The organism is Bdellovibrio svalbardensis (assembly GCF_029531655.1).
GTDB classification, from domain to species: domain Bacteria; phylum Bdellovibrionota; class Bdellovibrionia; order Bdellovibrionales; family Bdellovibrionaceae; genus Bdellovibrio; species Bdellovibrio svalbardensis.
Genome location: NZ_JANRMI010000002.1, coordinates 377,061 through 403,628, shown reverse-complemented (window position 1 = coordinate 403,628; position 26,568 = coordinate 377,061). Strand labels below are relative to the sequence as shown.

19 protein-coding genes are annotated in these 26,568 nt (G+C 46.6%); 7 read left to right on the top strand and 12 right to left on the bottom strand.

Annotated features, from left to right (window positions below; genetic code table 11):
• Positions 1 to 34: 34 nt before the first annotated feature.
• Positions 35 to 781, bottom strand: a complete 747-nt coding sequence (locus tag NWE73_RS07195; RefSeq protein WP_277577622.1) for a YoaK family protein — start codon at positions 779 to 781, stop codon at positions 35 to 37.
• 66 nt (positions 782 to 847) lie between these two features.
• Here NWE73_RS07195 and NWE73_RS07190 point away from each other — a divergent pair, with 66 nt between their 5' ends.
• On the top strand, positions 848 to 1,684 hold the full coding sequence (locus tag NWE73_RS07190; protein WP_277577621.1) for a methyltransferase domain-containing protein: 837 nt from the start codon (positions 848 to 850) through the stop codon (positions 1,682 to 1,684).
• 148 nt (positions 1,685 to 1,832) lie between these two features.
• Here NWE73_RS07190 and NWE73_RS07185 read toward each other — a convergent pair whose 3' ends face one another.
• From NWE73_RS07185 to NWE73_RS07165, 5 genes are all read right to left on the bottom strand, one after another.
• Positions 1,833 to 2,738 carry a hypothetical protein gene (locus NWE73_RS07185; protein WP_277577620.1) on the bottom strand — a complete coding sequence of 302 codons (906 nt, stop codon included), beginning with the start codon at positions 2,736 to 2,738 and terminating at the stop codon, positions 1,833 to 1,835.
• A gap of 57 nt (positions 2,739 to 2,795) precedes the next feature.
• Entirely contained in the window at positions 2,796 to 5,906 is a 3,111-nt protein-coding gene (locus NWE73_RS07180) for a S8 family serine peptidase (protein WP_277577619.1), read from the bottom strand.
• Complete coding sequence (locus NWE73_RS07175) at positions 5,906 to 9,352, bottom strand: hypothetical protein (protein ID WP_277577618.1); 3,447 nt, start codon at positions 9,350 to 9,352, stop codon at positions 5,906 to 5,908. Before NWE73_RS07175 ends, NWE73_RS07180 begins: the two co-directional genes overlap by 1 nt.
• A gap of 258 nt (positions 9,353 to 9,610) precedes the next feature.
• A complete protein-coding gene (locus NWE73_RS07170; protein WP_277577617.1) occupies positions 9,611 to 10,621 on the bottom strand; it encodes a hypothetical protein in 1,011 nt (336 codons plus the stop codon).
• A gap of 129 nt (positions 10,622 to 10,750) precedes the next feature.
• Complete coding sequence (locus tag NWE73_RS07165) at positions 10,751 to 12,844, bottom strand: hypothetical protein (RefSeq protein ID WP_277577616.1); 2,094 nt, start codon at positions 12,842 to 12,844, stop codon at positions 10,751 to 10,753.
• A 117-nt stretch (positions 12,845 to 12,961) separates the two neighbouring features.
• Here NWE73_RS07165 and NWE73_RS07160 point away from each other — a divergent pair, with 117 nt between their 5' ends.
• Both NWE73_RS07160 and NWE73_RS07155 read left to right on the top strand, forming a co-directional pair.
• Entirely contained in the window at positions 12,962 to 13,684 is a 723-nt protein-coding gene (locus tag NWE73_RS07160) for an FAD-binding oxidoreductase (RefSeq protein WP_277577615.1), read from the top strand.
• Positions 13,677 to 14,573, top strand: coding sequence for a DMT family transporter (locus NWE73_RS07155; RefSeq protein ID WP_277577614.1), 897 nt, complete (start codon positions 13,677 to 13,679; stop codon positions 14,571 to 14,573). The genes NWE73_RS07160 and NWE73_RS07155 overlap by 8 nt, the downstream gene beginning before the upstream one ends.
• On the opposite strand, the gene NWE73_RS07150 is transcribed toward NWE73_RS07155, so the two are convergent.
• The 5 genes from NWE73_RS07150 to folE2 all read right to left on the bottom strand — a co-directional run bounded on the left by NWE73_RS07150 (position 14,512) and on the right by folE2 (position 21,438).
• Complete coding sequence (locus NWE73_RS07150; RefSeq protein WP_277577613.1) at positions 14,512 to 15,540, bottom strand: DUF475 domain-containing protein; 1,029 nt, start codon at positions 15,538 to 15,540, stop codon at positions 14,512 to 14,514. The genes NWE73_RS07155 and NWE73_RS07150 overlap by 62 nt on opposite strands.
• A 199-nt stretch (positions 15,541 to 15,739) precedes the next feature.
• Entirely contained in the window at positions 15,740 to 18,355 is a 2,616-nt protein-coding gene (uvrA, locus tag NWE73_RS07145) for an excinuclease ABC subunit UvrA (RefSeq protein WP_277577612.1), read from the bottom strand.
• A 177-nt stretch (positions 18,356 to 18,532) separates the two neighbouring features.
• Positions 18,533 to 19,879, bottom strand: a complete 1,347-nt coding sequence (locus tag NWE73_RS07140; protein ID WP_277577611.1) for a hypothetical protein — start codon at positions 19,877 to 19,879, stop codon at positions 18,533 to 18,535.
• Between the two features lie 50 nt (positions 19,880 to 19,929).
• Complete coding sequence (locus NWE73_RS07135) at positions 19,930 to 20,427, bottom strand: Fur family transcriptional regulator (RefSeq protein WP_277577610.1); 498 nt, start codon at positions 20,425 to 20,427, stop codon at positions 19,930 to 19,932.
• A gap of 99 nt (positions 20,428 to 20,526) precedes the next feature.
• Positions 20,527 to 21,438: a GTP cyclohydrolase FolE2 gene (folE2, locus tag NWE73_RS07130; RefSeq protein WP_277577609.1), complete on the bottom strand. Its 912-nt coding sequence runs from the start codon at positions 21,436 to 21,438 to the stop codon at positions 20,527 to 20,529.
• A gap of 129 nt (positions 21,439 to 21,567) precedes the next feature.
• Here folE2 and NWE73_RS07125 point away from each other — a divergent pair, with 129 nt between their 5' ends.
• Both NWE73_RS07125 and NWE73_RS07120 read left to right on the top strand, forming a co-directional pair.
• Complete coding sequence (locus NWE73_RS07125; protein ID WP_277577608.1) at positions 21,568 to 22,137, top strand: Maf family protein; 570 nt, start codon at positions 21,568 to 21,570, stop codon at positions 22,135 to 22,137.
• Positions 22,138 to 22,164: 27 nt separating this feature from the next.
• Positions 22,165 to 22,569, top strand: a complete 405-nt coding sequence (locus NWE73_RS07120; protein ID WP_407652943.1) for a cytidine deaminase — start codon at positions 22,165 to 22,167, stop codon at positions 22,567 to 22,569.
• Here NWE73_RS07120 and NWE73_RS07115 read toward each other — a convergent pair.
• Entirely contained in the window at positions 22,566 to 23,714 is a 1,149-nt protein-coding gene (locus tag NWE73_RS07115; RefSeq protein WP_277577606.1) for an exonuclease/endonuclease/phosphatase family protein, read from the bottom strand. The two genes, NWE73_RS07120 and NWE73_RS07115, sit on opposite strands and share 4 nt — an antisense overlap.
• A 312-nt stretch (positions 23,715 to 24,026) precedes the next feature.
• On the opposite strand from NWE73_RS07115, the gene NWE73_RS07110 reads away from it, so the two are divergent.
• Complete coding sequence (locus NWE73_RS07110; RefSeq protein WP_277577605.1) at positions 24,027 to 25,880, top strand: hypothetical protein; 1,854 nt, start codon at positions 24,027 to 24,029, stop codon at positions 25,878 to 25,880.
• A 3-nt stretch (positions 25,881 to 25,883) separates the two neighbouring features.
• On the top strand, positions 25,884 to 26,561 hold the full coding sequence (locus NWE73_RS07105; RefSeq protein ID WP_277577604.1) for a hypothetical protein: 678 nt from the start codon (positions 25,884 to 25,886) through the stop codon (positions 26,559 to 26,561).
• The last annotated feature ends 7 nt before the right edge of the window (positions 26,562 to 26,568 follow it).

The following is a 26,568-nucleotide window of genomic DNA, read 5'->3' as shown; positions in this document are numbered from 1 at the left end:
GGCTGCCTCGAAGAGAGCGCAGCCTTTTTTATTCTCAAGCTGTTTTACTTTTCCAAACTTGGAAGTAAAACATCGTCCAGAAGAGAACTCCCGAGGTCACAACGGGAATAAGAAAACCTCCGTGGCCGAAAGCACTAAAGACGAAGGCGCCCAGAACAGAGCCCAAACCAAAGTGAAAGATAATCCCTGTCCGCATTAAGATCGCGTCGAATTCATTGCCCATTGGTTCATCGAGCTTGTGACGATTTAAAAGACGTATCAAGCCAATGCCCAAGTCTGTTGTAATTCCCGTCAAGTGCGTGGTGCGGATGACTGAACGTGAAACCGTTGTGATAGTTCCATTCTGAATTCCGCAGATCAGACACAATAGAATCAGCAGAGTATAATCTCTTGATGATTCCAAGGGTTCACCAAAGACTCCGAAGAATCCCAGCAGCCCCCCAAAGGCCACAAAGGCACAGAGCAAAAAGATGAGTCCAAAAGTAATATAGTATTTTGGCTTTTTATGAAGCTTTAAGCGAATGTCGACCAACTGCCCGCTCAACATGGCCCCAAATAAAAAGAACAATGGCACAACAAGCATCCCCACCGCATGATGTGCTTGCTCTTTTTGACTGAGCTCGTAGCCAAAGAAGGTGGCAAATCCCGTGACGTGGGAAACAAAGCGATGGCAAGCCATAAAGCCACCAATATTTAATAGCCCCGCTTGAAAGGCCATCAGCATCCAGATTGCGATGTTACTTTTGGTGTAGTGAGATATTGATTCGTTTCCGTAAAGCATGTCCTCAAAGTCCTTATTAGCTCACCAAAAAAGGCCGCAGCGAAACTAAAGCTTCGCAGTATTGTATTGACCTTCTTTTCTGCTGCTATAGGAATATTCTATGACATATTTTTTTCCAGAAGAACTTTTTTATCTAAGTCTAGCTTCTCTGGACCTCCGGTTATGAAGCCGCCAAACGCATCACCAGATAATTCACCAGCTACTTCAGATGACATATTCTCTGAGGATTTCAAAAGAGCCCCCAAGATCTCCGAAGATTTTGTTCAGAAGCTCCAAAAGTCGTTCCTCGAGCTCGGAATCCCCCCCTCTCCCACCTCCGTGGAGAGCTTAATAGATGATTTAGAATTTGATCAGATCCTCCCCCCACTCCACCGCTTCCTGTCCTCGGCCCAATGGACCTCCATCAACGTTGCCCAGCTTGTGGCCAAATGGCTGAGTCCCTACCAGAACAAAAAATTTCTTGATGCCGGCAGTGGTGTTGGCAAGCTCTGTATTCTGTTAAGATATCTGACCGACTTGGAAATTTATGGTGTTGAGCAAAGAGAAAGCCTAGTTAAGATCAGCCAGGAAATTATTCAAACGAATGCCCTCCACCGCATCACCTTCGAACAACGCAACATTCACGAGGTGAAGTTTGCGGACTACGACATCATCTACCTCTACAACCCCTTCCAAGAACATGTCTGCTATTCTGAAACCTTGATTATCGACAAGACGATTGAGTTGGATAGGAAGTTTTTCTTAGAATACACGGCCAAAATTTTTGAAGAGCTAAAGAACCTAAAAAAAGGGAGCGTCCTTATCACCTTCCACGGATATGGCGGCAAAGTTCCCAAAACATGGACCTTAAAATACAACCAGTTTGTAGAAGGTGGCTTCTTGTCCATGTGGGTTAAAGATTAAATTGCAATTAGAGCCGATGATTCAATTGACGCTCTGTAGACCCAAAAAAGAAGCAGGCACCTTTTGGGCCGTCTGCCATTTAGATAGCACATAAAAAAACCCCGCAGTTTTTAAGTGCGGGGTTTTTGAAGTTCGGACTGTATTTAGATTACCAGTTGAAGCTTGATTCGTCGTAGCCCCAGCCTGCCAAAGCTTTTTTGTACATGCCTTTCATGAACTTTTGAGCTTGGTAAGGTTTCAAGCCCAAAGCTTGTGCAGATCTGTTAGTCACATCCTGCATGCCAGAGTTGTCACCCAAAGAAAGATCTTTTACCGCAGCCAAAGCGTCAGAGAACTGAACTCCGAATACTGCTTTAAAAGTTTTATCCATATCTTTTTCAGAAGTTGTACCGCGTTCAGCAGCAGCAACCGCCCAAGAATTCAAAGCAGAAGCAACTGCAGTCGCTTTGTCTTGTTTGAATCCATAGTCTTTTACCAGCTTAGCAGCAGCCATTTTAACAATTTTCTTGTTTGATTCAGAATTCAAAGCAGCGAAGTTTGAATCGGAAGCAGAGTTTGAACCTTGTTCATTGATAGCTTGACCGTAGTTTGAGTCCAAAGAGTTTGCAGAGTAAAGAACTCCGTTTTTCCCCAACCAATAAGTTCCGTTGTTGATATTTTCCCAATAGAAACCTGTTGTGCCTACACCGATAGTTGTACCGCCAACATAACCTGCGAATTTAGAAACATCCGCATAGTATTGGAAGTGTCCCAAATCATCATACACTGCCGCAGTTCCCGTAGAGTCGAATTTTACGTACCAAAGATCGTCAGAACCAGTTCCGTATTTGTTATAGTCTGGATCGGCAGTCACTTTAATTCTTTGACCCGTTGTCGTAGAGAATGTGCAACCAGGAGTTGCCTCTTGTCCCTTACAAACATCACCGTAAACAGTTTCATACGGATAGTAGATAACTTGGCCGCCGCCGCCGCCGCCTCCACCACCGCCGCCACCGCAGGCTGCGAATCCAGTAACTACTGCTGTCGCTAATAAAGCTCTTACTACATTTTTCATCTGATGGTTCCTCCCCATAATCGTTTTGTATTCTTCTTAACCGTTTCAAATACTTTTTTAGTAGCTCAGTTTCACCCGCAAGATTTTACTCCCGCAGAAGTAGTCGAAAGAGTGTGCCCCTTGCTGCCCCTCAAACACCGGAGTATCGAGTGGCTTGCATCCCGCCAAAGACTTAAATCTCAAGCGCGCCGGTGACACCAGTTCAACCGCAGTTCCATCCTTTGCAAAAACCGGTACCAACATTTTGACACCACGACTGAGCCCTGAAGACTCCGTTGTGAAGAGGGCTGGCAGCTTCGTTTTCGCATCGCGCGAGTCACTGAGCGTTAGTGGGTTATAAAGTGCCGTCATCAGACTGGCAGGGAAGAAAGTATAGCGTTCCATGCTCTTACTTAAAACGCCTCCAGTGACCAGGTCATGGTACTCAATTTCGGAGTTCGTAAGGACAAAAGCACCCTTGCGATTTTGCCCCGAGTAAGCCGCTCTGACGCGCAATGCGGAGTCAAATTGGGACCGCTGAGCTGCAAGCTGCTGATCCAAAAGCTCCCAGTTCTTGTTATCAAAGATCGACAATCTTTGCTGACGATTTAGTCCTTCACCGAACCAAAAGCTACCAGCATATTCGTCATTGCCATAATCTAATGATTTCACCTCGCCAACGAGAGTATCCAAAATATTTCTATAAGTGTCTTTGTTGGCAAAAAGATCCAACTCCATAAAGTTTTGAACCTGGCCATCCACAACTTCAGCCACGGCAAAGCTATATAAATAGGACGGCTTCGCTTCGGTGCCCTGATTTTTCGCCAAAAGAACCGGAACACGCCCTTGCGCCGCCTGCTCCTGGCGAGGCTGAATGATGTCGATGATTTTATAACCCTGGTACTCTTCGATCGCCTTCAACTCATTCTTTTCATTCAAATAGTAGAAGCGCATTTTGAGAGATTCATTGTTGTCAGGATTCTCCCAACGGTCGCGCAGCTTGCGCGTCTTTGCAGGATCTTTACCGCCCCCCACCCAAGCCGGGCGCTTAGTGGCTCCCACCTTCTGCCAGAAGATTTCGAATGGCATTTGCGCCATATCGCTTTCGTAGCGGAAACTCTCAAGAAGCTTCATTTTATTGTCGAAGACAAAGAAGCTTGTTGGAGAGCTGGTCGCTTCCTCCTCTTCGCTTTTATCTTCATAGACACCTAAAACATAATCACTTTGGCCATCCCCGTTCATGTCCATGCGAGCCATGACCTGCTCGTTGAAATTGTCGGAGTTGCCGTCGATACGAATTTTTGTTCCACCTACGGTGTTGTAAGAATCGTTCCCTTGATTTCCCACCAACCATAGCTGCCATTTGTTTTTATCCTGAGATACGGCGAAATAGTCACGCAACTCGGGACGACCATCCAAGTTTTGATCCACGGGCATGAACGAGGTACGAACTCCCACTGGCATGCCGTTGATTTTCAAAGTACGAATATCTGAAGCCACAGTGTCTGGATTGATTGCCACAGTGACTTCATTTTCAAAGACATAACGACGTGATTCTTGCGAGTTCACACTCACATCCACGGTCAGATCCAGCTCACTTGGAATGCGTGATTGAGAAGCATCCGAAGTGTCAACGATCTGCATTGAAACGACGAAATTTCTTTCTTCACCCATATTCCAAACTGCAGGATACGGAGCGGCTTCTTTAATCCCCGTAATCCAAGGACGAACAGCTTCAGGGTGAGGCTTGATGAACTGCGCATTCATCTTAACTTGCGCAATATCAACCGCCTGCCACTTGTTAACGAAAGAAATCTGATAACTCAGATCTTTACTTTTACGGTCCCAAAGGATTTCGGTTTTTTCTTTAATTGCTGGCACGATCAAAGGTTGTGCGACAACCTTCAATGAATTCTCCAGATCCATATTTCCGGCGATTGCATATTTTTGATAAACTTCTTTTTCCGGTTTCAACGACTCCGGTGTCTTATTTGGGAGCCCCTCGATCAGACTCAAGTTGGTTTGTAGAGGTCGTGCTCCCAAAACCAAACGTGGATAGATTTCCTCAGCAGGAATACCACGCGATAACATTTCGGCCACGGCCGCCGTCACGAAAGGAGTTGCCTGAGATGTCCCCGACAAGAATTCATAACCCAATGTGGAACGGAAGCGGATCGGACGCTTGCTTTCTGGATATGTGCTTAGGATGTTCACTCCGGGCGCAACGATATCGACACCACTTCCGAAATTAGAGAAATGCGCCATGGCGCCGTCCGGACCGGCCGCGCCGACACAGATCACGTTCTTGTAGGCACAAGGACGGAGCAAGGCACGAGTGGAGTCATTACCGGCAGCAGCCACGATGATCACACCGCGGGCCTGAGCTTCAGCGATCACCTGACGCATAAACTCAGAGTCTACGACCTGAGGCCAACCCATAGAAAAGTTGATAACCTTGGCTCCAGAGCGCATCGCATAGATCACACCTCGAGAAACCATATCCCCCAGGTTGCGATTGATCTCAGCTTTGCCTTCTTCAGTCGGAGAATCCGTAATAGACAAGGGCTTCATCGGCTCGCTGGGTCCATTGCCAATAACCTGTACTGGTAGAATTTCGACATTTTGACTTAAGCCGCGGACGCCGATGTTATTATCCGCAATCGCAGCAATAACTCCCGCAACATGAGTGCCGTGACCTTGAGTATCGTCATAGTCAGGACGACCCATGATATTTGCTGCGTTCACACCGCCAAGAAGACTCCACCCCTGGCAATCCAAGGGATAACCATTCTTATCCTGGTCCACTTCCGGATTTTTTAAATCCATCCATTTTGCTTCACATTCTTTGCGTTCTTTTTCTGCAAGGCAGGCATTGAACTTTTCCAAGGCCTTACACTCTGATTCATTGCGATGAATGATACCCTGAAGATCCGGGTGATCTTTTTGAATCCCTGTATCCAAAACTGCGACGATTATTTTTTTTGCAGCCTTAGACGGTGCGGGAAGGCGAACGTCCTCTCCAGCTCGGGCCTGCATTCGATAGATATGCAAAGGGTCCAAATCGATAGTTTGCGGCAGGCCTTGATTATTAAGTCCCCATTGAGCATCAGAAAAAGGATCAGCCCCCTGAGCTCCTACTGACAGGGCCACCGACAAGGACAAAACAAGGGAAGACATTAGGTGTTTCATTATTTGAACCCTCCCTGAGTACGATCCATCTCGATCGGAGAAATACGTGTTTTCGTCGCGAACATATTGATCAAACCGTTGGCGTATTCGATATTTTTCTTAGGATCGCCAAGACTGTTCGAGAAGTATTCAATATCCCCGTCTTCATCACCGGTTCTGAAACCATTGATGCGCACAAAGAATATATAATTCTCTTCACCCAAGAATTTAAGAAGCTGTGGCAATGGGATTTGCTCATCCAAAATGTACAGCACATTCGTGAGCCACTTCGTTTGCGCTTTTTTATCTTTAGGGAAATTCGCAGAGTACTCCAAAAGTTTTTTCACCCACGGCAATAGGCAGTCATAGTAGGTACCATTCTCCCAGGCGCCCGTACTTTGCTCAGGGAAATCTTCGCCATGCTTACCACCCTGACGGCTTTGTGCTTTGCTTTCTTTACACATGGTGTTGAAGGTCGCAAGTCCCGCTTTGTAATCACCGTTACCAAAGATTCTCATGAGATCATCGAACATCTCACGATCATTCGCGCGAGCCGGGTTGCCCATTTTTTCACTGAGTCTTTGGAACACACCACCCAACCAACGCTGTCTGCTCACGGGTTTTCCATTAGCATCCGGCTGCACGATGAGATCGCGAATGCGATCCAAGCCGCCTGGCAAAACTGAAAGATTTGCAGTGATTCTATAGAAGTCGACCGACGTGACATTTGAGAAAGCCTCGGGCTCAATCAAACGGTAGTTTGCAATAGGTGTCCCTTTGAATTGAACTTGGACTTCATCCAAAAGTCTCATGAAGGACTTTCGGTTCAAATGCCATCCACCCCACACGTGTTGAAGGACTGCCACCGATGGGTACTGTTTTTGATTCAGACTCAGGTCAGACTCTGTCGTCGCTGTTCTCCAGTAAGCTTTACCGTAAGGTGTATTCGCTGGATTTGGATCGTCATTATTTGCCAGACTGATACGGCCTTGCGGCGCCCATCTGTTAAGAATTCCAGAAATCCAGTCCATCGCGAAGCCCAGAAGGTCACGACCTACCAACTCGCCTCTTTTATTTGAGAACAACACCACTTCTTCATCTTTGGGATCCAAATCCGGAGCATCCAGACTTCGAGGATAGCGGATTTTCAAAAGATGATCTTCGTTGAGTGAATCCACTCGTCGAGCGAGAACTCGCGTACGAATTTCCTTTGTCTTAAGATCATGGTCGATCTCAAACTTTTGATATTTAAACTTGGTATACAAAAGTTCTGGATCATTTTGTGTGAACAAAGCGCGCAATGTCGGTTTCAAACTTGCACGGGTGTTCAAGAACTCTTTCACGTATTTGTTATCGGTTTGTGTCAGATCCAACTGCTCGGCCATTTCCGGCTTGTAGTCGATAATAAAGGCATCTGTATGCAGATCCGTTAATGTCGTCTGTGCTCTGACGCGCAAAAGATTAATGAAGTAGTTCACATCCAAAGAAAGACCAAAGGCATTGGCCGATTGCGCTCTGACATAGACTTGCACACCTTCACTGGTTCTCATGAAGCTGGTTTGACGAAGAATCGCACGCGAACCGTCCACGCCGAGAGTCACAGTATTCATAAAATCAAGAGGAGTAATACCCATCAAAGTATCTATAGAGGCAGAAACTTGAGCATAAGCTGCCAAAGCCACTGAATCTGTGATCGTGAAGACTTCGCCTTCGCGCAGATCAGAGAGGAATGCATCCAGAGGAATTTTTGTTGGTTTGCTGCCATCACCAGGAACTTTCACCGCGCCATCGCCAACTTTAGGGTCTTCTTCCGCCAGCACGCCAGCAAGTTTTCCCATAAATCGTGGAATCACCAGATTTTGCCACGGAACTTTTGTCCCTTCCTGAATTGAAAGCAATGGGCGAACATGCGTGTAATCACGAGTCACCACCAGATTTGCACCACCCACTGGAGAAATTTTTGGAACGCCATCCAGGGCCATGAAATAGCCGATGTTGGCACTCACAGATAAGTTGTCCACCAACTGAATAGCCGCGGCACTTCCATAGTAAGTGCCCGTCGTCACTTGACGACCCGCTTGCATAGAAAGTCCACCCACCGGGCCACCCCAGGCCTCGACTGGCTGATACAAAGGTTCGCGTGGATTGGTTCTGATATGATCAATGATCCGCTGTTGAATTTGCTGACCGCGTTTGTTGGCAAGATCAGAGGTACTTAAAAAATTCAGGCGTTCATTGATGTTATTGATAGCTGTTTCAAGGACCGAAGTTTTCCCACGGATACTTAAATAGCGACCCAAGTCCCCATCCTGGAAGGGAGATTGGCGATCACCATGCGCAAAACGCTGCGGGTAGCCTGGAGCGAACTCTCTCATCACTTTTCCGTGCTGAACCAAACCTGAAGAACTGGAAATATCCAAGGAAGGTTTTGGCCAGTTTGCGGTGTTTTGCAAATTGAAAAGTTCCAAACCATTCGCAGCTCTATAGTATAATTTTGCAAGGACCAAGGGCTCCAGCTCTGGAGGAAAGGCCCCCGCCTTCACGATATCAGCAAAATCCTGAGCACGCAGCGTTTGCATTCTGCGCATCAACCATCTGGCGTCCTCATAAGTACAAGACGCAAAAGACTCCGCCGACGGGTGAGTCAAGACGACGTTTCCAGAAAGGACCGAACCTAACTTTGGAGAGAACCGATTGATACTTTCAGGTACATCCACCAAAGCAAATGGCAGAATCAAGGCGCGGTATGCACGGTAACGAGAGAACCTTTGCACCGCAGGCAATTGTTCTGGGAAATTTGGATCTGGCGCCATCCCCCAATGAATATCGAAATACTCATCAGAAGCAGGCTCGAGAACCGCGTCTGAAAAGACCAAGCTGTGATTTTGAGTGTTGTTTTCGATCACCCAATTACGACTCGCCAAATCCACGATCATGTATTGTTCAGCATTGGAAAGGAATGTGGTTTTCTCTTCTTCATTGGCGAAGAAAACACGCAAGTTTTTATAGTATTTCGGAGATTCAACAAAATAGCCGAGTTTTCTTAAAAGAGCCGCACGCATCAAAGCCGTGTGAGAGTAACGACTGAGACTGAAGCGATAGTACTTTCCTGGTTCACTGACAGACTGTACACGGGACATGTAAGTGAAAGCCTTGCGGATCGCTGCTTCTTCAGACAGGAACTTAACACCGGAGTTCCCATCTGGAAATGCGCCCACAACCTCTTCCGTTGCTGGATAAGAGCGGTTTTGCCACATCTTGTTGTCTGCGGGATTGTATAAGCTGAGATCTGCTCCCTGCCCTGCCATGGCTGCGGCCTGCCCCACGTCAATGGCTTGGCCTGAACCTGCAATCAAGTCAGAGGCAGGCTTTTTGATCGATTTCAGAGGCATTGTGACGCTCTCAGCGCTGGCAATGGAAAGCGCCATCAAACACAGAGCACAAACAATAACTATTCGTAACGACATGTGGAACCTCAGTTTTGGTGTCAAAAACGGACCTTATTAGAGCCCGAACCGCTAGAAGCAAGAGGCAGGCCATAAATTGTCAGCCCCGATTTTCGCAAATTCACAAACAAAGCTCGTTTTATCGCTTCTGAAACGAAAAAGGCCGCAGGATTACAAATCGCTGCGGCCTTGAATTGGAAAAATTATCTATATGACGATTCTATCGCCACTGGATATGTACAGTGCTTTCAGCACTAGATACTTACAGTGCTCAAAGTGCTACAAGCACTGTCTTTGATAGTGCTTCAACATGGCAGTTTCAAGGTCTTCACGCTCTTCTTCGCTCACAATGAAGACTCCCAAAGGGCCATTTCCCCCGAGAGACCCCATGATATCCGGGGCATAAAACTGCCGTTCGCTCACCTTGTAAATCACTTCATGATCGGTCATCCATTGATTCGAGTCGTAGACGACAATGCGAATGTCACCATTGCTTTGAACCCAGTAAAACTTGGCCATGACCACATGCTGAGTGAATTGGTCAACGCGCAAATTAAGAAGCGTCAAACGCTTTCCAGAAAGATTCTTCATCAAAAGCTGCATCGTTTTTTGGTTTTCCTCGCGATCAAGAGCCCCCGAGCCAAGTCCCATTCCTAAGTTGCCAAAGCGAAAAAAGCGATTTGCCTGATTGACTTGAATGTCTGCTACAAAATTTCTATCAACCGTGGTTCCCGCGATTTTTTGCTTATAGCCTTTGGCAATATCGGCCCACAAACCCTGCATATTTAAAACAAGAGAATCAACGAGGGCATCTTCACGAAGAGAAAACACAGCCCTTTGCCGATATGGCCACTCTTTCAATATCGGACTCTGGGTTGTGCCACGATCATTGGAAACAACATCTGGGGACGAGCGACGAACCATATTAAGTACATGTTCAGTTCTTTCAGGAGATGACAAGGCCGTGGGCTCATTATAGCGGGCCAAATAGGAAAACATTCTTTGTGTGCTAGATAGCGCCCAGCATCCACCAATATCCGCACCACCACTACTGAAGCCCCAATTCTGCAAAGGAATATTGCGTTTGACCTTAAAGGCATCATCGCGAATGGCCCAGTAAATCGCGTTTACAGTCAAGTTCTGGCAACGCAAATTCTGCACCAGAGAGTCGTTGATTATTTTGGCAGAGGACCCCGCTTGAGTGTCCCGAGCATAGGCTTTCTCTGCTCCCAGGAAAATGGAACAGATCAGGCTAAATACAAAGAGTCCAAAAAGTAAAAATGCTCTCATGGGGATTTCCTTTTCAATAAGGACCCAAGAGAGCAAGATCGAAACCAGGTTGCCCTGCGGCTATATAAATTCTTAGCTGTCTAAAGGCTGAACAGTTGCCCTATTCAGCCCCATTTCCGGCTATTGATTTTAGAAATTCAAACCAAGTCCAACTGTTCCATAAAAGGTGTTCAATTCCGCTTTTTGGTTCAATGCTGTATCCGTGAAGGCATAACGTTTGTAACCAAAGCCCGCCTCACCGAACAAAGAATCCGTCCATAAAACCTTACCGTGGAAGTTCAGCGACATGGAGGAGTTCAAAGTAACGTTCGAGTCCATCGACTTCACATAGTAAATGAACTCCATATCCACCCATTTTGGATAGCGCATTAATTCAACGACATTGAAAATATCATCAATCACTTTCGGCATCGAACGAGCCCAGAAACCGCCCACCCCTATCATAGGAGCTTTCAACTGATCGAAATTAACATTTTGGTAGGAAGCCAAGGCACCCACCGTTTCATCACGATTCCACAGACCCGGGGTAAAGCGGTATTTCAAGTCCACATTCAGAACGCTCAAGGGGGCGGTCTTGCCAGTGGTTTTATCAACTGTCAGCTGATTGAAAGATTGGAAGTACTTTGCAGCGAAGCCCCAGCGCTGGCGAGAAACATAGTAGTTGCTCCAACCCAAGATATCTTCAAACCATTGGTTGTAGGCAAGCTCACCTAAAAAGATCAATGTTCCCGAAGCACTCACCGCAGAAAGACGAGCTGACAATTCGCGAGGAAAGCCTTTGTAGATTTCGTAATAGGACTTATAGGTCTTGCCTTCGAAATTAACATTCAAGTAAGAGCGGTTGATTTGACCACGTTCTTTGGCTTGAAATTTCCAATAGAAATGACCTGGGTCTTTTTGATCCAGCTCAATGGAGTTTTGAGTCGATGACACTTCTGACGTGGCTTGCTTGCGCCCCTCGAGCTCAATGCCATCAACATAAGTTCCCGAAGGAGTTCTTTTGCTTAGATAAACACGAGACTGTCTGCGCGGAATTTCTGAAAGCTCAAATCTTTGTTGGAAAACACCGCCACCCTGACCTGGCAAGTAGATCCTTGGATCGCTGGTGGGAACTGCGGCGGCCCAAAACTTACGTGGATCCCCGATGGTTGCCTCAAAGCCAAGAAGCTTGGTCAACTTCGTATATTGATCAGGATTTAAAATGATGGAGCGACCTAGAGGTCTTGTGTCGTAACCGACAATGCGTAAAGTTTTATCACTGCTGGTATCTGCAATATCCATCAACTGAAGTTTGTTCGGAATGCTCACGAACTCATAACTTTCGCCTGTCGAAAGTTCTGAATAGAACCCCACCGGCACATCCGTCGCAACTGGAGATGTCTGCTTCAACGGAGCATCTTCGTTATTTACTAAGATACGCGCAGTCGCCTTGTCCGCACGAACTTTACTCATCACAAGGCCCTTGTCCGTATTTTTTACGGCATAACGTTGCGAGCAAAGCTTCGATTGATTGCGTCCCTCTTCAAAAGACAAACAGAAACGGAAAGACTCATTGGCATTGGCAAAAACACCGGCCGCTTCAGTATTCAAAATGGCATATTGAGCGCCAAAAATTCCACCACGCAAATTGCTGGCGGGAACTCCGGCCGAAAGCAAACCCTTGCGCCAGCCTTCCAGTTTTTGATTCCAAGAAAGGATATTTGCCTGCGATACTTTTGTTCTCCACAACACCGCCCCTGTTCTGGAAATCATCTCAAGATTTCCAGAACTCAGAAGCTTTTCTGGCCAAGCCATCACGAGAACCATTTTTTCCGCATCGGCAGCAGAGACCACTTGGTTCAATTGCGAATGGGTTTTTCCCAAAGGCATAAGACCAAAGAAAAAATTCTTTTCGGTCAAAGTCACGTTGCCCACTCGCAACTGCTTTCCATTAGCGGAAAGTTCATAGTCCAATTCAAGAGGCGGAAGAATAAGACCGTTATCAATTTGATCGAAATAAAGGGCTTTGTTGAAATCTTTCGTCGCTGCCGATTTAAGCAACGAACGTTGTGGAGCCGGAACGTCTTCCACTTCTTGGGCCGCGGTCTGAGGAGTTGAAGTGGCGGAAGAATTAACTTCTTGAGTTACCGTGGATGAATCCGTTGGTGAACCCAATTCTTGAGCGTTTACAGATGATCCCAGAAGCAATAGAAGGGGTAATACCAGATGCTGCGCAATATTCACGATGTAACCTCGTTAGTTTCCATAATTTTAGTGAATGCGAGGTTTCGTAACAAGGTAAATTGTTGGACTGTCTGGGATTTTCAGCATATAGATGAAGACCACTCACAAGGAGCCCCGATGTCCTCTGCACGTACGATCTACCATATGAGAGTCGATCAAATCATCGATCACACCCCGACAGTTCGTGAATTGGTGGTGAAAACTGACAATCCTGCTGATTTTAGCTTCAAAGCGGGTCAGTTTGTGATGCTCAATGTCCCTCAAGGGGAAGCAAAACCTGTTTTGCGCGCTTACTCTATCGCTTCTGACGACCGAAACAAAAACGGCTTTAGATTGCTATTTAAGTTTGTCGAAAACGGCATCGCCTCGACTTTCGTTTGGAGCCTCAAAGGTGGAGAGCTTCTCAACTTCACTGGACCTTTCGGCAAAGTGTTCTTCCAAGAACCGCCAACGGAACAAATTGTTTTCCTTAATACGGGCACGGGCCTCTCTCAACATATCTGCTACTTGCTTTCTAAAAAAGAACAGTATCCGAACCTGCGCTATCGCATGCTCTTCGGAGTTCGTTCAGAAAAAGATATGTACTACCAACCTGAGTTGGAAGCTCTTGCCAAAGAACTTAAAGATTTTAAATTTGAGTTTGTATTGAGCCGTCCCGGTGAAGACTGGAAAGGCAAGAAGGGTTATATTCAAAATTTCATTTCTGAATTTGATTATAAAAACATCCCCACTACCTTCTACATGTGCGGTAACGGTGGGATGATCAAAGAAGTAAAACATCAATTGATCGAGGTCGATGGTATCGACAAAACTCGCATCTGGGCTGAGGCGTTTGACTAAAAATCGCGCCGCCATTGAATTGGTCTTTGCCGGAGTTCTTTGGGGTTTTGGCTTTGCCGCCACCGTGTGGGCCATGCAGGCTTTCACCCCGACAGAGACTTTGGTTTATCGATTCATTGCCGCCACGGTTATTGGTGAGATTATCTACCTTGTAGTTAAGGGCCCTGCTTTAAGATCCGCGAAAGAGGATTTTCTGCGCGCCCTTCCGGCCGGAGCCATTCTCGGTACGATGCTTTTGCTTCAGGCCATCGGACTTAAATATACCACTGCCACCAAAAGTGGTTTCATCACCAGTCTTTATGTCATTTTAGTTCCACTGTTCAACGCTTGGTTCTTTAAAAGCCCCAATCATTGGCGCAACTATGCCTTGGCAGCGGTAGCCTTGCTGGGAACTTTTATTTTGATGGATGCGGATCTTGCGGGAGTAAATACCGGAGATTTATGGACTGTCGCCTGCTCCATCCTTGCCGCATTTCATATTATTTATATCGGCAAAGTTTCCACCAAGGTTGGCAACGCCTTCCGTTTCAATAACTTTCAATCTTTTTGGAGTTTGGTTGTTTTGACTCCCCTGTTGTTCTTTCAGGATTCAATCACATGGAAAGTCACAAATATGGAAGCCTGGGCGGGAGTTTTGGCTTTGGGCTTGGGTTCCAGTATCGTTGCCTTTTATCTGCAAGTAAGAACCCAAAGAATTTTGACGGATACAACAGCGAGTATGTTGTTTTTATTAGAATCGCCATTTGCGGCGCTGTTTGGCTTTTTGCTTCTACAAGAGCGCCTGAGTCTTTTTCAAACAGCAGGCGCCGTCGTGATCATGATCGCATCTATTCTGCAGATTCTGTGGGACCCTTCTTCAAAGACCACAGGAAAGCCACAAGAACAATAATCGCACCAATCAAACCGGTGACCCATTCTGGAAAATGCAGGAAGGGATCGGTCAACATGATCGTCGCCAAAACACCGATTGCGTAAAAAGCTCCGTGCTCAAGATAGGCAAATTTCGCCAAAGCTTCTTTTTCAACAAACATAATGGTCAAGCTACGAACAAAGAAAGCACCGATACTCAAACCGATCATAATGATGAACAGATTGTGCGTGATTGCAAAAGCTCCCACCACACCGTCGAAGCTGAATGAGGCATCCAAAACTTCAAGGTAAATGAACATGGCCGCACTCGCGCGATGCACATCCTTCATTGTTTCTTCTGAGGCTTCCATAAAGGCGCCAATTCCATCAACAACAACATAAGTGATCAAACCTGCAAGTCCGGCCACCAAGAATGAAAAATTCTGACCTTCTGGAAGGAATTTTGAGATCACCAAAAGCACCAGAACACACACACCCATTTCAACCGCTTCCACTTTGCCAAGGATAGCGGCCGGCTTCTCGATCCAGGAAATCCAGTGCTCCACTTTTTCGGAGTCATAGAAGTAGCTCAATGCCACCATCAACAAGAACGTTCCACCAAAAGCGGCCACTTCCAAGTGCGCGGACAACATCAGCTGGGCGTACTCATCAGGACGGAATGCCGCCATCTGCAAAGCACTCCACGGATCGATATGTGCAACCACTGTCACGATCAACAAAGGGAACACCAGACGCATCCCGAAAACTGCGATGATCATCCCCCAAGTCAGAAACCGGTGTCTCCATATCGGAGTCATATTTTTCAAAACCGAAGCGTTAACAATGGCATTATCAAAGGACAAAGAAACTTCCAAAACCGCCAAAACTGAAGCAATAAAAAGCGCCTCTAAAGCCTTGGCTGTCGTTCCCCCATAGTAGTGCCCAACAAAGTAGGAACCAATCAAACCGATGACAGTAAAAACAAATGAACTTCTAAAATATTTCATAGTCTCAGGTGTCCTAGATTCCTCAGGCCTTGTCAAATTTGAAGTCATTCGTGGACAACTTCACCGCTTCCCAGGAGGCATTTTTTCCTCTTATTATGAGGCCTTCTGCGCGAGCTGTTCAGTCCTTCAGCAGTTTCCTTTAACTTCTGTGAAAAAACAAACCGCCCACCCGATTAACCAACACGATGAAGCCATGGACCTATTTCAAAATTCCTTTCAGGAACTTCCCTGTTTCACTGTCCTTAACCTTGGCCACTTGTTCAGGAGTTCCGGCGGCGACAATGCGCCCGCCAGCCTTACCACCATCAGGACCGAGATCAATAACGTGATCTGAAACCTTGATAACTTCCAAGGCATGTTCGATCACCAAAACAGTATTTCCTTGATCCGCCAATTCCTGCATCAATTCGACCAATTTTCTGACGTCGTCGAAATGCAGACCCGTCGTCGGTTCGTCCAAGATATACAAGGTTTTGCCGGTGCCACGTCGAGAAAGCTCTTTAGAAAGTTTCACACGTTGTGCTTCTCCGCCCGACAAAGTTGTCGAGCTTTGTCCCAGAGTCATATAATCCAAGCCCACGCGGTGCAAAGTTTCCAGTTTGCGGAAAATCTGCGAATGATTGCGGAAGAATTCAAGTGCTTCCGCCACATTCATATCGAGCACATCGGAAATAGATTTATTTTTATATTTGATATTCAAAGTTTCGCGGTTGTAGCGTTTGCCCAAACAAGTGTCGCAAGTCACAAACACATCGCTTAAGAAGTGCATTTCAACTTTGATCTGACCATGTCCTAAGCAAGTCTCACAACGTCCGCCTTTAACGTTGAAACTAAATCGGCCCGGTTCATAACCGCGCAATTTGGAGTCTGGCAGGTTCGCAAACAAATCCCGAATCATCGGGAAGAGTCCAACATAAGTTGCCGGTGTTGAACGCGGCGTACGACCGATGGGTCGTTGATTGATATCAATAACCTTATCAATCTTATCCAAGCCTTCAATTTTCTTATACGGAGACGCTTTGGCCGAAGCCTTATAAAAGTGCTGCGCCAAAATTTTATAAAGCGTATCAATGATCAAGGTACTTTTTCCAGAACCTGAAACACCGGTGACCGTTGTAAAGGTTCCTAGCGGGATCTCCAGATCCACATTCTGCAAATTATTGCCCGTAGCTCCCAACAGCCTTAAAACACTGCCATTGCCTTTGCGACGCACCTTAGGAATTGGAATGCGTACTTCCCCGGAAAGGTAGCGGCCCGTCAATGATTTAGGATTCTTCTCAAGCTCTTCAGGAGTCCCCTGAGCCATCATCTCTCCGCCCAAACTTCCGGCACGAGGTCCTAAGTCCACGACGAAATCAGCATAACGAATGGTGTCCTCATCGTGCTCTACCAACAAAATGGTATTACCACGATCCTTCAACTCACCAATAATATCGAGCAAGCGATGATGGTCCCGCGGATGCAAGCCAATGCTGGGCTCGTCCATCACATACAGAACACCAATCAAAGAAGACCCCACCTGAGTGGCCAAGCGAATACGCTGCGCTTCTCCCCCCGACAAAGTTCGCGAGGTGCGACTTAAAGACAAATAAGAGGTTCCCACGCGGATCAAATAATCCAAGCGCGAAAGAATTTGCTTCACAATTTTTTCAGCAATCAGCTGATCTTTGGTTTTCCATTGCAGTTGTGCCATCCACTCGCGCAGTTCCACGGCACTCAAATCAGAAAGCTCGGCAATGGTTCTTCCGCCAAGTTTGATATTCAAAGCTTCTGGTTTCAAGCGGCTACCATGACAATCCGGGCAGTCGCTCAATTCCATTTCTTCGCCTTCTTCATCGTCGTCGTCCGAGGTCTTTTTACCTTTGTACTTATAGACGACCTTATCCAGCTTCTTGCCACCAACCTCACCATCGGAAAATTGCTCTTCTTCCACCAGATCGATCGTGCCCAAACCATGACAGGTCGGACAGGCGCCGCGAGGGTTGTTGAAACTAAAAAGTCTGGGCTCAATTTCCGGAAAACCATAACCACACACCGGGCAAGCCGAGTGCATGGAGTAATTTGTGCGCTCTCCAGTGAGGGTCTCAATGATCACGCGGCCACCGGCCAAGGACAAAGCCGTGTTGATGCTTTCAGATAAACGAAGTTTTAATCCGTCTTTGAGAATAAGTTGATCGACGACCAGATCGATATCATGGGCTTTGGTTTTCGCCAATTTAGTGGCTTTATCCAGCTCAATGATCTTGCCATCCACTTTGGCTTTAACAAAACCCTTCTTCGCCCACTTTTGGAATTCCGCGAGGAACTCCCCTTTTTTTCCAGAGGCCATGGGTGCCAGAACATAGAATTTGGCTCCGGCTGATTTCTTCAGAACATCTTCGATGATCTGTTGCGGAGTCTGGCTGGCCACCGGGATATGATGGGTTGGACATTCTGGCACACCGAGCTTTGCATACAACAAGCGAAGGTAGTCATAGATTTCTGTAACCGTTCCAACAGTGGAACGCGGATTGGTGCTGACAGATTTTTGATCGATCGCAATTGCCGGCGAAAGTCCCGTGATGGAATCCACTTCCGGTTTTTTCAACTGCTCAAGAAAGTTTCTGGCATAAGCCGAAAGACTTTCAACATAACGTCGTTGTCCTTCAGCGTAAATCGTGTCGAAAGCCAAAGATGATTTTCCGCTTCCGCTCAAACCGGTAAAGACAGTGATTTTGTTGCGTGGGATGGTGACACTGACGTCTTTCAAGTTGTGCTCTTTTGCACCCTTGACGACGATTCCGTCTTGCCCGAAGCGTTCTTTAGTATTTGTCATAGGCCCACATTCTAGGACGAGGGCTCGCACACCACAAGAGACTTTGGTATTTGGAGGATAATTTTGGCGTCTTTGGCAAAGTCTTTCGCCTTCGCCTTCACAATTCGCCGCATTAAGATCGGAGTATTAGTTCCATCATCCACTCGCTATCCGCTGGCCTAAAGCCGAAGACTTAGATTAGAGACCAAAACCACAGGCAGATTTTAGGAAAGAGTCAAAGTCTGAGTCCGAAAAGTATTTGAAATGCACTGAGGATCGCTCAGACCTGTCGGGCCATAATTTTTTTGCAGGCACCTTGCAGGTCTTCCCTTGTTTCGTGATCGTCGCCGTGTCAGCCTTCAAGCGCGGCTCATCGCCACGGGCATCGACGCGCACCAGGACTCCGTTTCCGTGATAGGCCACCTTCGCGGGCTGCAAAGTTTTACCTCCGCTGGTCAAGGCCCCGTCCTCGGACATTACACCGCCGATGACTTGCTTTGATTTCGCATCAAAAGTCACGGTTTCACCGGTTGGCAAAGTCACAATTTGACGATCCCCGATCGTGCGCACCGTGGGCACCGTCTTACGTGGGAAAACCATAAAATAAGATTCTTGTGTTTGGCTGATCGTCCCGTTCGGCATATCACTGATTGAAAAGCCCAGGTCCTGGCGGGCATTGCCTTCAAATTTAAACTCCCACTCGCGACTGCGTGCTGAATCCCCGGCTGAAACAATTTTGTTTGGCCCGCGATTTCTGAATTTGAATTTACCAGGCTGGCTGTCACCTTCAAAGGTGCAATAGTCGATATCCCCTGACGAAGTTCGACATGAAGTGGGGCGAATTCCATAGGGATTTTGGGTTCGCAGCGGAGGAATAATCAGAGGTGCATCTTGTGATGGCTTCGCACTGAAAACAGTGATCTTTTCTTCCTGAGGAACTGAATCCGTGGCATAAGTTTTTTCCAACTCACATTCAGCGCAAGGGCCACCGGGCTTCCCGTGCTTTTGCACAGCGATATTGGCTTCATTGACTCTGTGAACAGTTTCTTCGGCATCTTCAAGAGCCAACTTTTTTTCGGGTTCAGCTTTAGATAAAGGCTTAAGCTGAGGCTTCAAAACCTTCTCTGCTTTCTTCTGCACGGCCGCGGGCTCACGAATGACTTCATGCTCTCGCGTAGTTTGTGCCAACGATGCCTTTTCGACATCCTTAATTTCTTGTTCTTTTTTTGCGGCTTCTGCGTTTTCGAAAATCTTCATGCCGGGATCAGAGGTGCGATAGTAGACCCAAACAGACTCGCCTTTACGGGGCCCACTGGTGACTTCCACTTTCAAACCATAATTCCCGGAATTGAATTTCTTGGTATCCTGAATTTTCGCTTGAGTGCCTGGCGGCAAAACGAATTTCACATTCTTGGTCTGCTTTAAAAAGTTCGCAGAACTGCGCCCATTCAAATAACCTTCAAGTTCGATGATTCCGTCTTTGGCGAAACCCAAACTTAAAAGAAAAACTATCAGTGCGATGCCGTTTTTAAAAGCCACCTTCATACATGAGGTATCGGCTAAAACAGCACTGTTCTTAAAGGATTTAAACGAGACTATAGGCCTTTAGCCTGGCACTCCGGGCACACCCCGTAAAGCTCCAGAATATGATGAGTCAGTCTATAGCCGAACTGATTGGCGACTTTCTCCTGAAGGCTTTCAATGGCGCGATTTTCGAACTCACAGATCTTCCCGCATTTAACACAAGTTAAATGGTCATGATGGCCTTTAGGAGTCAGCTCATAACGTGCGGGCAAGCCGCCCATACGCACTTCCGTTACAAAGTGCCCCTCAGTCAAGGTGCGAAGGAAACGATATACTGTGGCGAATCCAATTTCTGGGTGATCTTTGCTGAGCTTTTCATAAAGCTCTTGCGCGGTAACGTGACGACGCCCCTCGTGCAGAGTCTTAAGAATCGCCATACGCTGACTGGTCACTTTGAGATTGAGAGCTCGGATGATTTTTTTGAGTTCCGCCTCGTCGAAGGAATCCTGATGAATGACGATGTCTTCATCATGCTGACGTGGTAAAAATGGAACTGAATCTCGACCCATGGGACTCCCTTTTGGACCCCACTCTGTGGAGACCAACTAGGTTATAGAGGCAAGACCTGCAAAAAGTCACCAATTCTAATAATTATTATCAATTAGATTTCAAAAACTACGTAATTTGAGGCCCTTAGAGATGTGCGAGATGGCATTATGGGGGTGCAAGCTCTCGACATGGCTGAACTCCGCCACATAATCGAAGATTTCTCTCTTTTTATCCAAAGCCTCTTTCACTCTACGAGCGGCATCTTCGCAGAACATCAAGTTTTGACCATTACGAAGGGCAAACTCTTGCTCGTCCTCGCGCTTAACCGCCCCCTGCACCGCGGTTTGCAGAGCCTCTTCCACGACATCGATCAAAAGACCGTAATTGAAGTCAGGGCCCACCTCTGCCTTCACACGTGCAAAACTTCTTTGCGCATGCGGAGTTGCGACGATGCCTTGGGTTGTTCCCAACCAAGAGTGAACGATATCAAAATCTACCGATTCATTCCCGAATTGTTGCTTGAAATTATCTTGAATCAATTGACGTGACAACGCTGCTGAAGCTGGACAGGTACTGGAGTACGTGACGACCACTTCGACATAGTATTTCTTCGCGCCATTTTCATTGAAAGCAGAAAGAATCACTGGGTAAGAACGCCATGCTTGGTTGGCACTCTTCAAAGCTTTACGAATCAGCGGCGCTTCGAAGTTCACTTGCACCAGGGCCTGAGTCGAAAGATCTTCATGAGTTTTCAAAAACTCATCTGTTGCTTTACCAAGAAGGCCTAAAGTCATTTCGTTTTTTGATAAGACATCTTGAGTGATCAGATACAAGCGCGACATGTGAATGCCACGAGAAGGCTTTTTATCGAGACTCACTTTAGCATCAGTGCGCGCTGGAATACGGTACATCCCGTCTTCTTGCTTCAACAAAATTGGCAGTTCAATGGAGCCCATTCCGACCCAGTCAATAGGGGCGAACTTTTCTGTGTGAGTTTCTTTGGCTACGTCCGGAAGATTTTTGTTAGTCATGACTTTCTTTTCCAAGCTTTCAGCTCTCTGCTTTTTTCCAAGCCTTTGTCTTGAGCCTTGTACCGCATTTACCCTGTTTTGACTCTGTTTTTATAGTTTTTGCAGGGATTTTGAAATATAACTGATACCATGAAAAAGCAACTCATCCTCGCCAGCACTTCGAAGTACAGACAGGAACTTTTACACCGTTTGGCGCTGCCTTTTGAGGCATTGGCCCCTCTGATTGACGAGGATAAGGAAAAGGACCCCAGTCTTGCTCCCCGGGCCTTGGCGGAAAAGCTAGCTTTGCTCAAAGCCCAAAGCCTTAAAGGTGAAGGAAAAGTCGTGATCGGCGGCGATCAGCTGGTCTCCTTTGAGGGGCGAATCATTGGCAAAGCCCATACGACGGAACGCGCCGTAGAACAGCTTCTTTCGATGCAGGGCAAGGTCCATGAGCTGGTCACTGCAATCTGTGTTTTCGATGGCGAAAAAATCATCCCCTACACTGATATTACGCGCATGCACATGAAGTCTTTGAGCAAGGCCCAGATTGAACATTATGTGAGCCTCGACAATCCGATTGATTGCGCTGGCAGCTATAAAATCGAAAAACACGGAATTAAGCTCTTTGATAAGATTGAAAGCGAAGATTTCACAGCGATTCAAGGTTTACCCTTGATTGCCTTGAGCAAAATATTAGAGAATTGTGATCTTCTTTAGTCGATTCAAAACGAGGTCCCTATGGCAATGACAGATATGCAAAAGAAACTCTACGATGCGGCTTGTATCGTTCAAAAAAATGCGCACGCTCCTTACTCAGGCGCCTTTATTGGTGCGGCGATTCTCATGGGTGATGGGCAGATCTTTACTGGCTGCAACGTTGAAAACGCCTCTTACGGCGGCACTGTCTGCGCAGAGCGTGTTGCGGTTTTCAAAGCGGTTAGTGAAGGTGCAAAAAAAGAAATTAAAGAAGTGATGGTCGTCAGCGATGCTGAAAAACCTTGGCCACCATGTGGTTTCTGCCGCCAGGTCATTGCAGAATTTGGCAGTGAAGACACGGTCATTTACACTGCCAATCTTCAAGCTAAGATGAAAACCTTCAAATTTGGCGACATCTTCCCTGAGGCTTTTACCCCAAGCCATCTCGATTAATTGAATTTTTCGAAATACTCGTTGAAGGCGCCTTCTCGGCGCTCCAATTGCGCGCGAAGTTTGCGCGCTTTCTTTTGGTAATACGTAAAATCTTCGTCTTCTTCCTCCGCCAAAACTTTTTCCATACGGGCTAAAAGCTTCAAGGCAAAGGCGCGACGCTGTTCAATAACTTCACTTGCAGTGGCTGTCTTTGCAGCGTCCAGCACGAAATCAATGCGCAAGCCGTAGTGATCTGAAAGCGGCTCATCAGGAGTTCCGCGCAGATTGATTTTGCCATCTAAAGCCTTAAGGTGAGTGGCTCCCCCGCCGACATTTGAAAAGAAAATATAATCCAGAACATGATCCCCCGAAAGCCAGCCCAGAGGATTCTCAGCGCAATAGGTACAAACTCCTTTTGGATAAGATCCCCCCAAAGTTTCAACCAACGAATCGCGAACGCCCAGAAGTGACATGATCACAGATCTTTCCAGGGAATTTTCGTCTCCGTTGAAGTCACCGGACAAAAGCAGTTTCAAATCGGTGTGCGCCAAACGCCAATCCAGAAGATCCAGGATTTGCGTCAAACGAACTGCCGAGCTGGTGGGGTGTAGATGAGTGTTCATGAAATAAAACTCTTCATCAATGCCAAACAACGACGCCTTCACAATGTGGAAAGCTTTCTTCACGTTAAAAATCTCGCGACCGACATCCAGGAGATTGCCATCACTGTTCACATTAAAATCATAGGTCTCGGTATTTTTGATATCGGCCATCAGCAAAGACATGACCCCAATTTTCTCTTGGCGATTGGGGGCACTGATGTTGTACAGACTTTTCAGTCCATCTTCGACAATATCAATTTGGTCTTGATTCCAAACTTCCTGAAGATGAACGATCTCGCAGCGAGGCTTTCCGTAAAGTTCTGCGACCATCCACTGAGTCCGCTCTTCCATGTTAAGAGCATAGATCGGTCCATAGGCATTGAAGTTCTGCATGCAAAAATGCGGCGGCCCCGGATTAGAATTCCATCCCAACTCAGCATGGGCTGACTGCAAGCCCAAGAAAAAGCTCAATCCTAAAACAAAATGCTTCAAGGTCATAACATCTCCGACAGCCCAGCTTGGTAACCCAGCTCCACAGCCCCATTCATGAGAGCCGAACATCATCCAACTGCCTTCAAACTGTCAAGAATTGTCTCATTTTGACCTGAGTCCCTGTACGGATTGCCCCATGAGCCATTTCTGGAACAATTTTTTAAAGAAAAACGCCCTCGTTTTCATTCTTAAATGCTTAGAAAATCTCCATCACTCAAACAGTCAAAACAAATACATTTCATTTGAAATGACGAACTTTTGTTCTAATACCCCAATTCCAATAGGATTCATCTGGCATGGCCATGTTCTCAATGTGGACTGTTTCTTCGCCTCTTATAAAAACCCTGCGTCCGTCCGATACCATTCTGTGTAGGGGAATAAATCATGATTAGGTATAAAGTCTGCTTCGCAGTTCTTGCTCTGTCTTTATCTGTTCAAGCACAAAGTGCTGCGACAGATGCGGACAAGCGTGTGGCTAAGAAACTTTATGAACGCATGACCGGGGTTAAGGCCGCTTCCACAAAGCCGGAACTTATCAAAGTTGTCGAATTGATCTCTCAAGGTAAAAGACTTGAGGCGGCTCGCTATATCACGACAACACCCGATTTTTTGAATGTGCAGATTAAGAACTTTTCAATTCGTCTTTCCAACAAAGATGACTCCGTCAACTTTGCCTTCAATGACTTTGCTGCCTTGGTGGCTGGTGTTGTGCGCGACAATAAAGACTTCCGCGACATTCTGACTGCGGACTACTACTATGATATTTCCGGCGTTCCGAACGATGACGACCAAAGAACTCGTTTTTTAAATCAAACCAACTTCTCACAAGTGGAAACGGGCTTTGTGGATCTAACCAAAGCTTTGACTTATCATCCACGCCAACAGCTGGTCGTGTCCGCTGCAGACAGTCCATTTACGCAGAGTCAAAGATCAACTCCCATGATCACTCTGGGCAACAACCCTGAGCCTGCGGGCATTTTCTCCACAAGAACTTTTGCGGAGCGAGCTTTGAGTGGAGGCACCAACCGTCGTGCGGTTGAATACACGATGAATCAGTTTTTATGCGTAACCATGGCGGAAGCTGCGGACTCCAATGCCTCGGACCAATATATTGGTCGCGATGTTGAGCGCTTTCCTGCCGGCGACTACAATAAGTTCCTCACAAGTTGTAAGAGCTGTCACTCAGTGATGGATGCCATGCGACCAGCCTTTGGCAAAATGGACTATGAGAAATCACTCAACGGTACAGCCACAGGTACTTACACGCAGACCAATGGTACTTTCTTTAACGAGAATAAGATCTCAGACAGCTACAGTGCTTTTCTAAAAAATATTTTCCAGCCTGTGATTGCAAATATCATCCCTGACCTTGAAATCAATCAAGAGAACTCCCTTTACTACAAAACCCGCTATGACTTTTTAATTTCTCGCGGGTCGACACCGGCTGCCGCCACAGCGGCCCTCATGCCTATTTTAAATAGTATTCGCGATCCAAAAATTGCGACGGATTTGATTGCAGACTTCCGCGCAAAAAAACAATCCGTCCTGGCAGATATCAGACTGAATCTTGCCAGCGCCGATTATAAAACAACTTATGTCGCAACTTGCTTAAACAACTTGTCTAACAAGGCTCTGACGGCTGACGTTCAAGAAGAAAAATTCTTGCTTTGCAATTTGGACAACAAAAAGGAATTCTCTCTTATTTATGCCCATTATGAAGCGATTCTAACTGCAAAGAACACTGTCGCCACCGAGCAAACGCGTTTGCTCGGAAAACTCATCAATCGCGGTCGTCCCTCACCCGGCAATCTTACTCCTGCCTATTTACAGGCCAAAGAGCAGTCCATGCTTTACCCATCAAACTCATTCGATTCTGAGACGGGAATCGCAACAAAACTCAATAAAGGCAGTTATGCTTACGGCTTCGTTGTGAAGAGCGACACCTTCGTGAACAACGCCACTTTGGGCAGCAAATCCACCTTTTTTGGCTGGAGAGGTGGCAACAAAACCGGCGGCAAAGGCATCAAAGATTTTGGCCGGATGATTTCAGAATCACGCCGTTTCAGCCAATGCATGGCTAAAAAAGTTTATGAAAGTGTTTGCGGCAGAAAATTGGCGTCCACTCAATACTCAACACTCGTCAGACTGGGCGATCGCTTTGAAGCTGTAAATTACAACCTTAAAGGCCTTTATCAAGAAGTGGCCTTAGACCCTGTTTGTGGATTGGTGAAGGAGTAAACTATGAAAATCAAACGTAGTATCGGCCTGGGCATTGGCTTTACTTTTTCATTTGCGGTTATTGCGCTTTCTTTTCAAAACTGCGCACAACAGCAGAATATGTCCAGCTTAAGCAGCTCCTCGAATTCCGGGGATGCGACAACGGATCTTTCCGGTGATGCCGCTCTCAAAGCCTCTGAGCTTGACGAGCCCGTTCCGGTAGATTCAAAGCAGACTCTAGAGTCTATGATGTCACTGCTTAATTTGTCCCCTGCTGATATCAATAAAACGGAAGTGAACGCTGAAATCAACTACCGCAGAAATCTATTGGCTCCTCGTGGTGATTTGGCTTTTATTAGCTCACCAGCGATGATTGCCATGACTTCTTTGGCTGGCGTTGTCTGCAAGCAGGCCGTGGCCAAAGAGAAAAAAGGAACTCGCGATCTTTTCAAATTTATCGATTTCACCAAAGGCCCTTCTGCTTATGGCAAGGTCGGTGCTTACAATACCTTTGCTGCCATGGCCCAACGCTTTTGGATGAGAAATCCCACTGAAGATGAAAAGAAGGCCATTACCGAAACAGTAGATGCTTACTTTTCAACACTGGATGCCACTGCCATGGGCAAGGCGACTGAGTCCGAGAAGCTAGCCACCTTTATCTGCACGGGAATGCTTTCACTACCTGAATCGTATTTAATGTAAGAGGAAA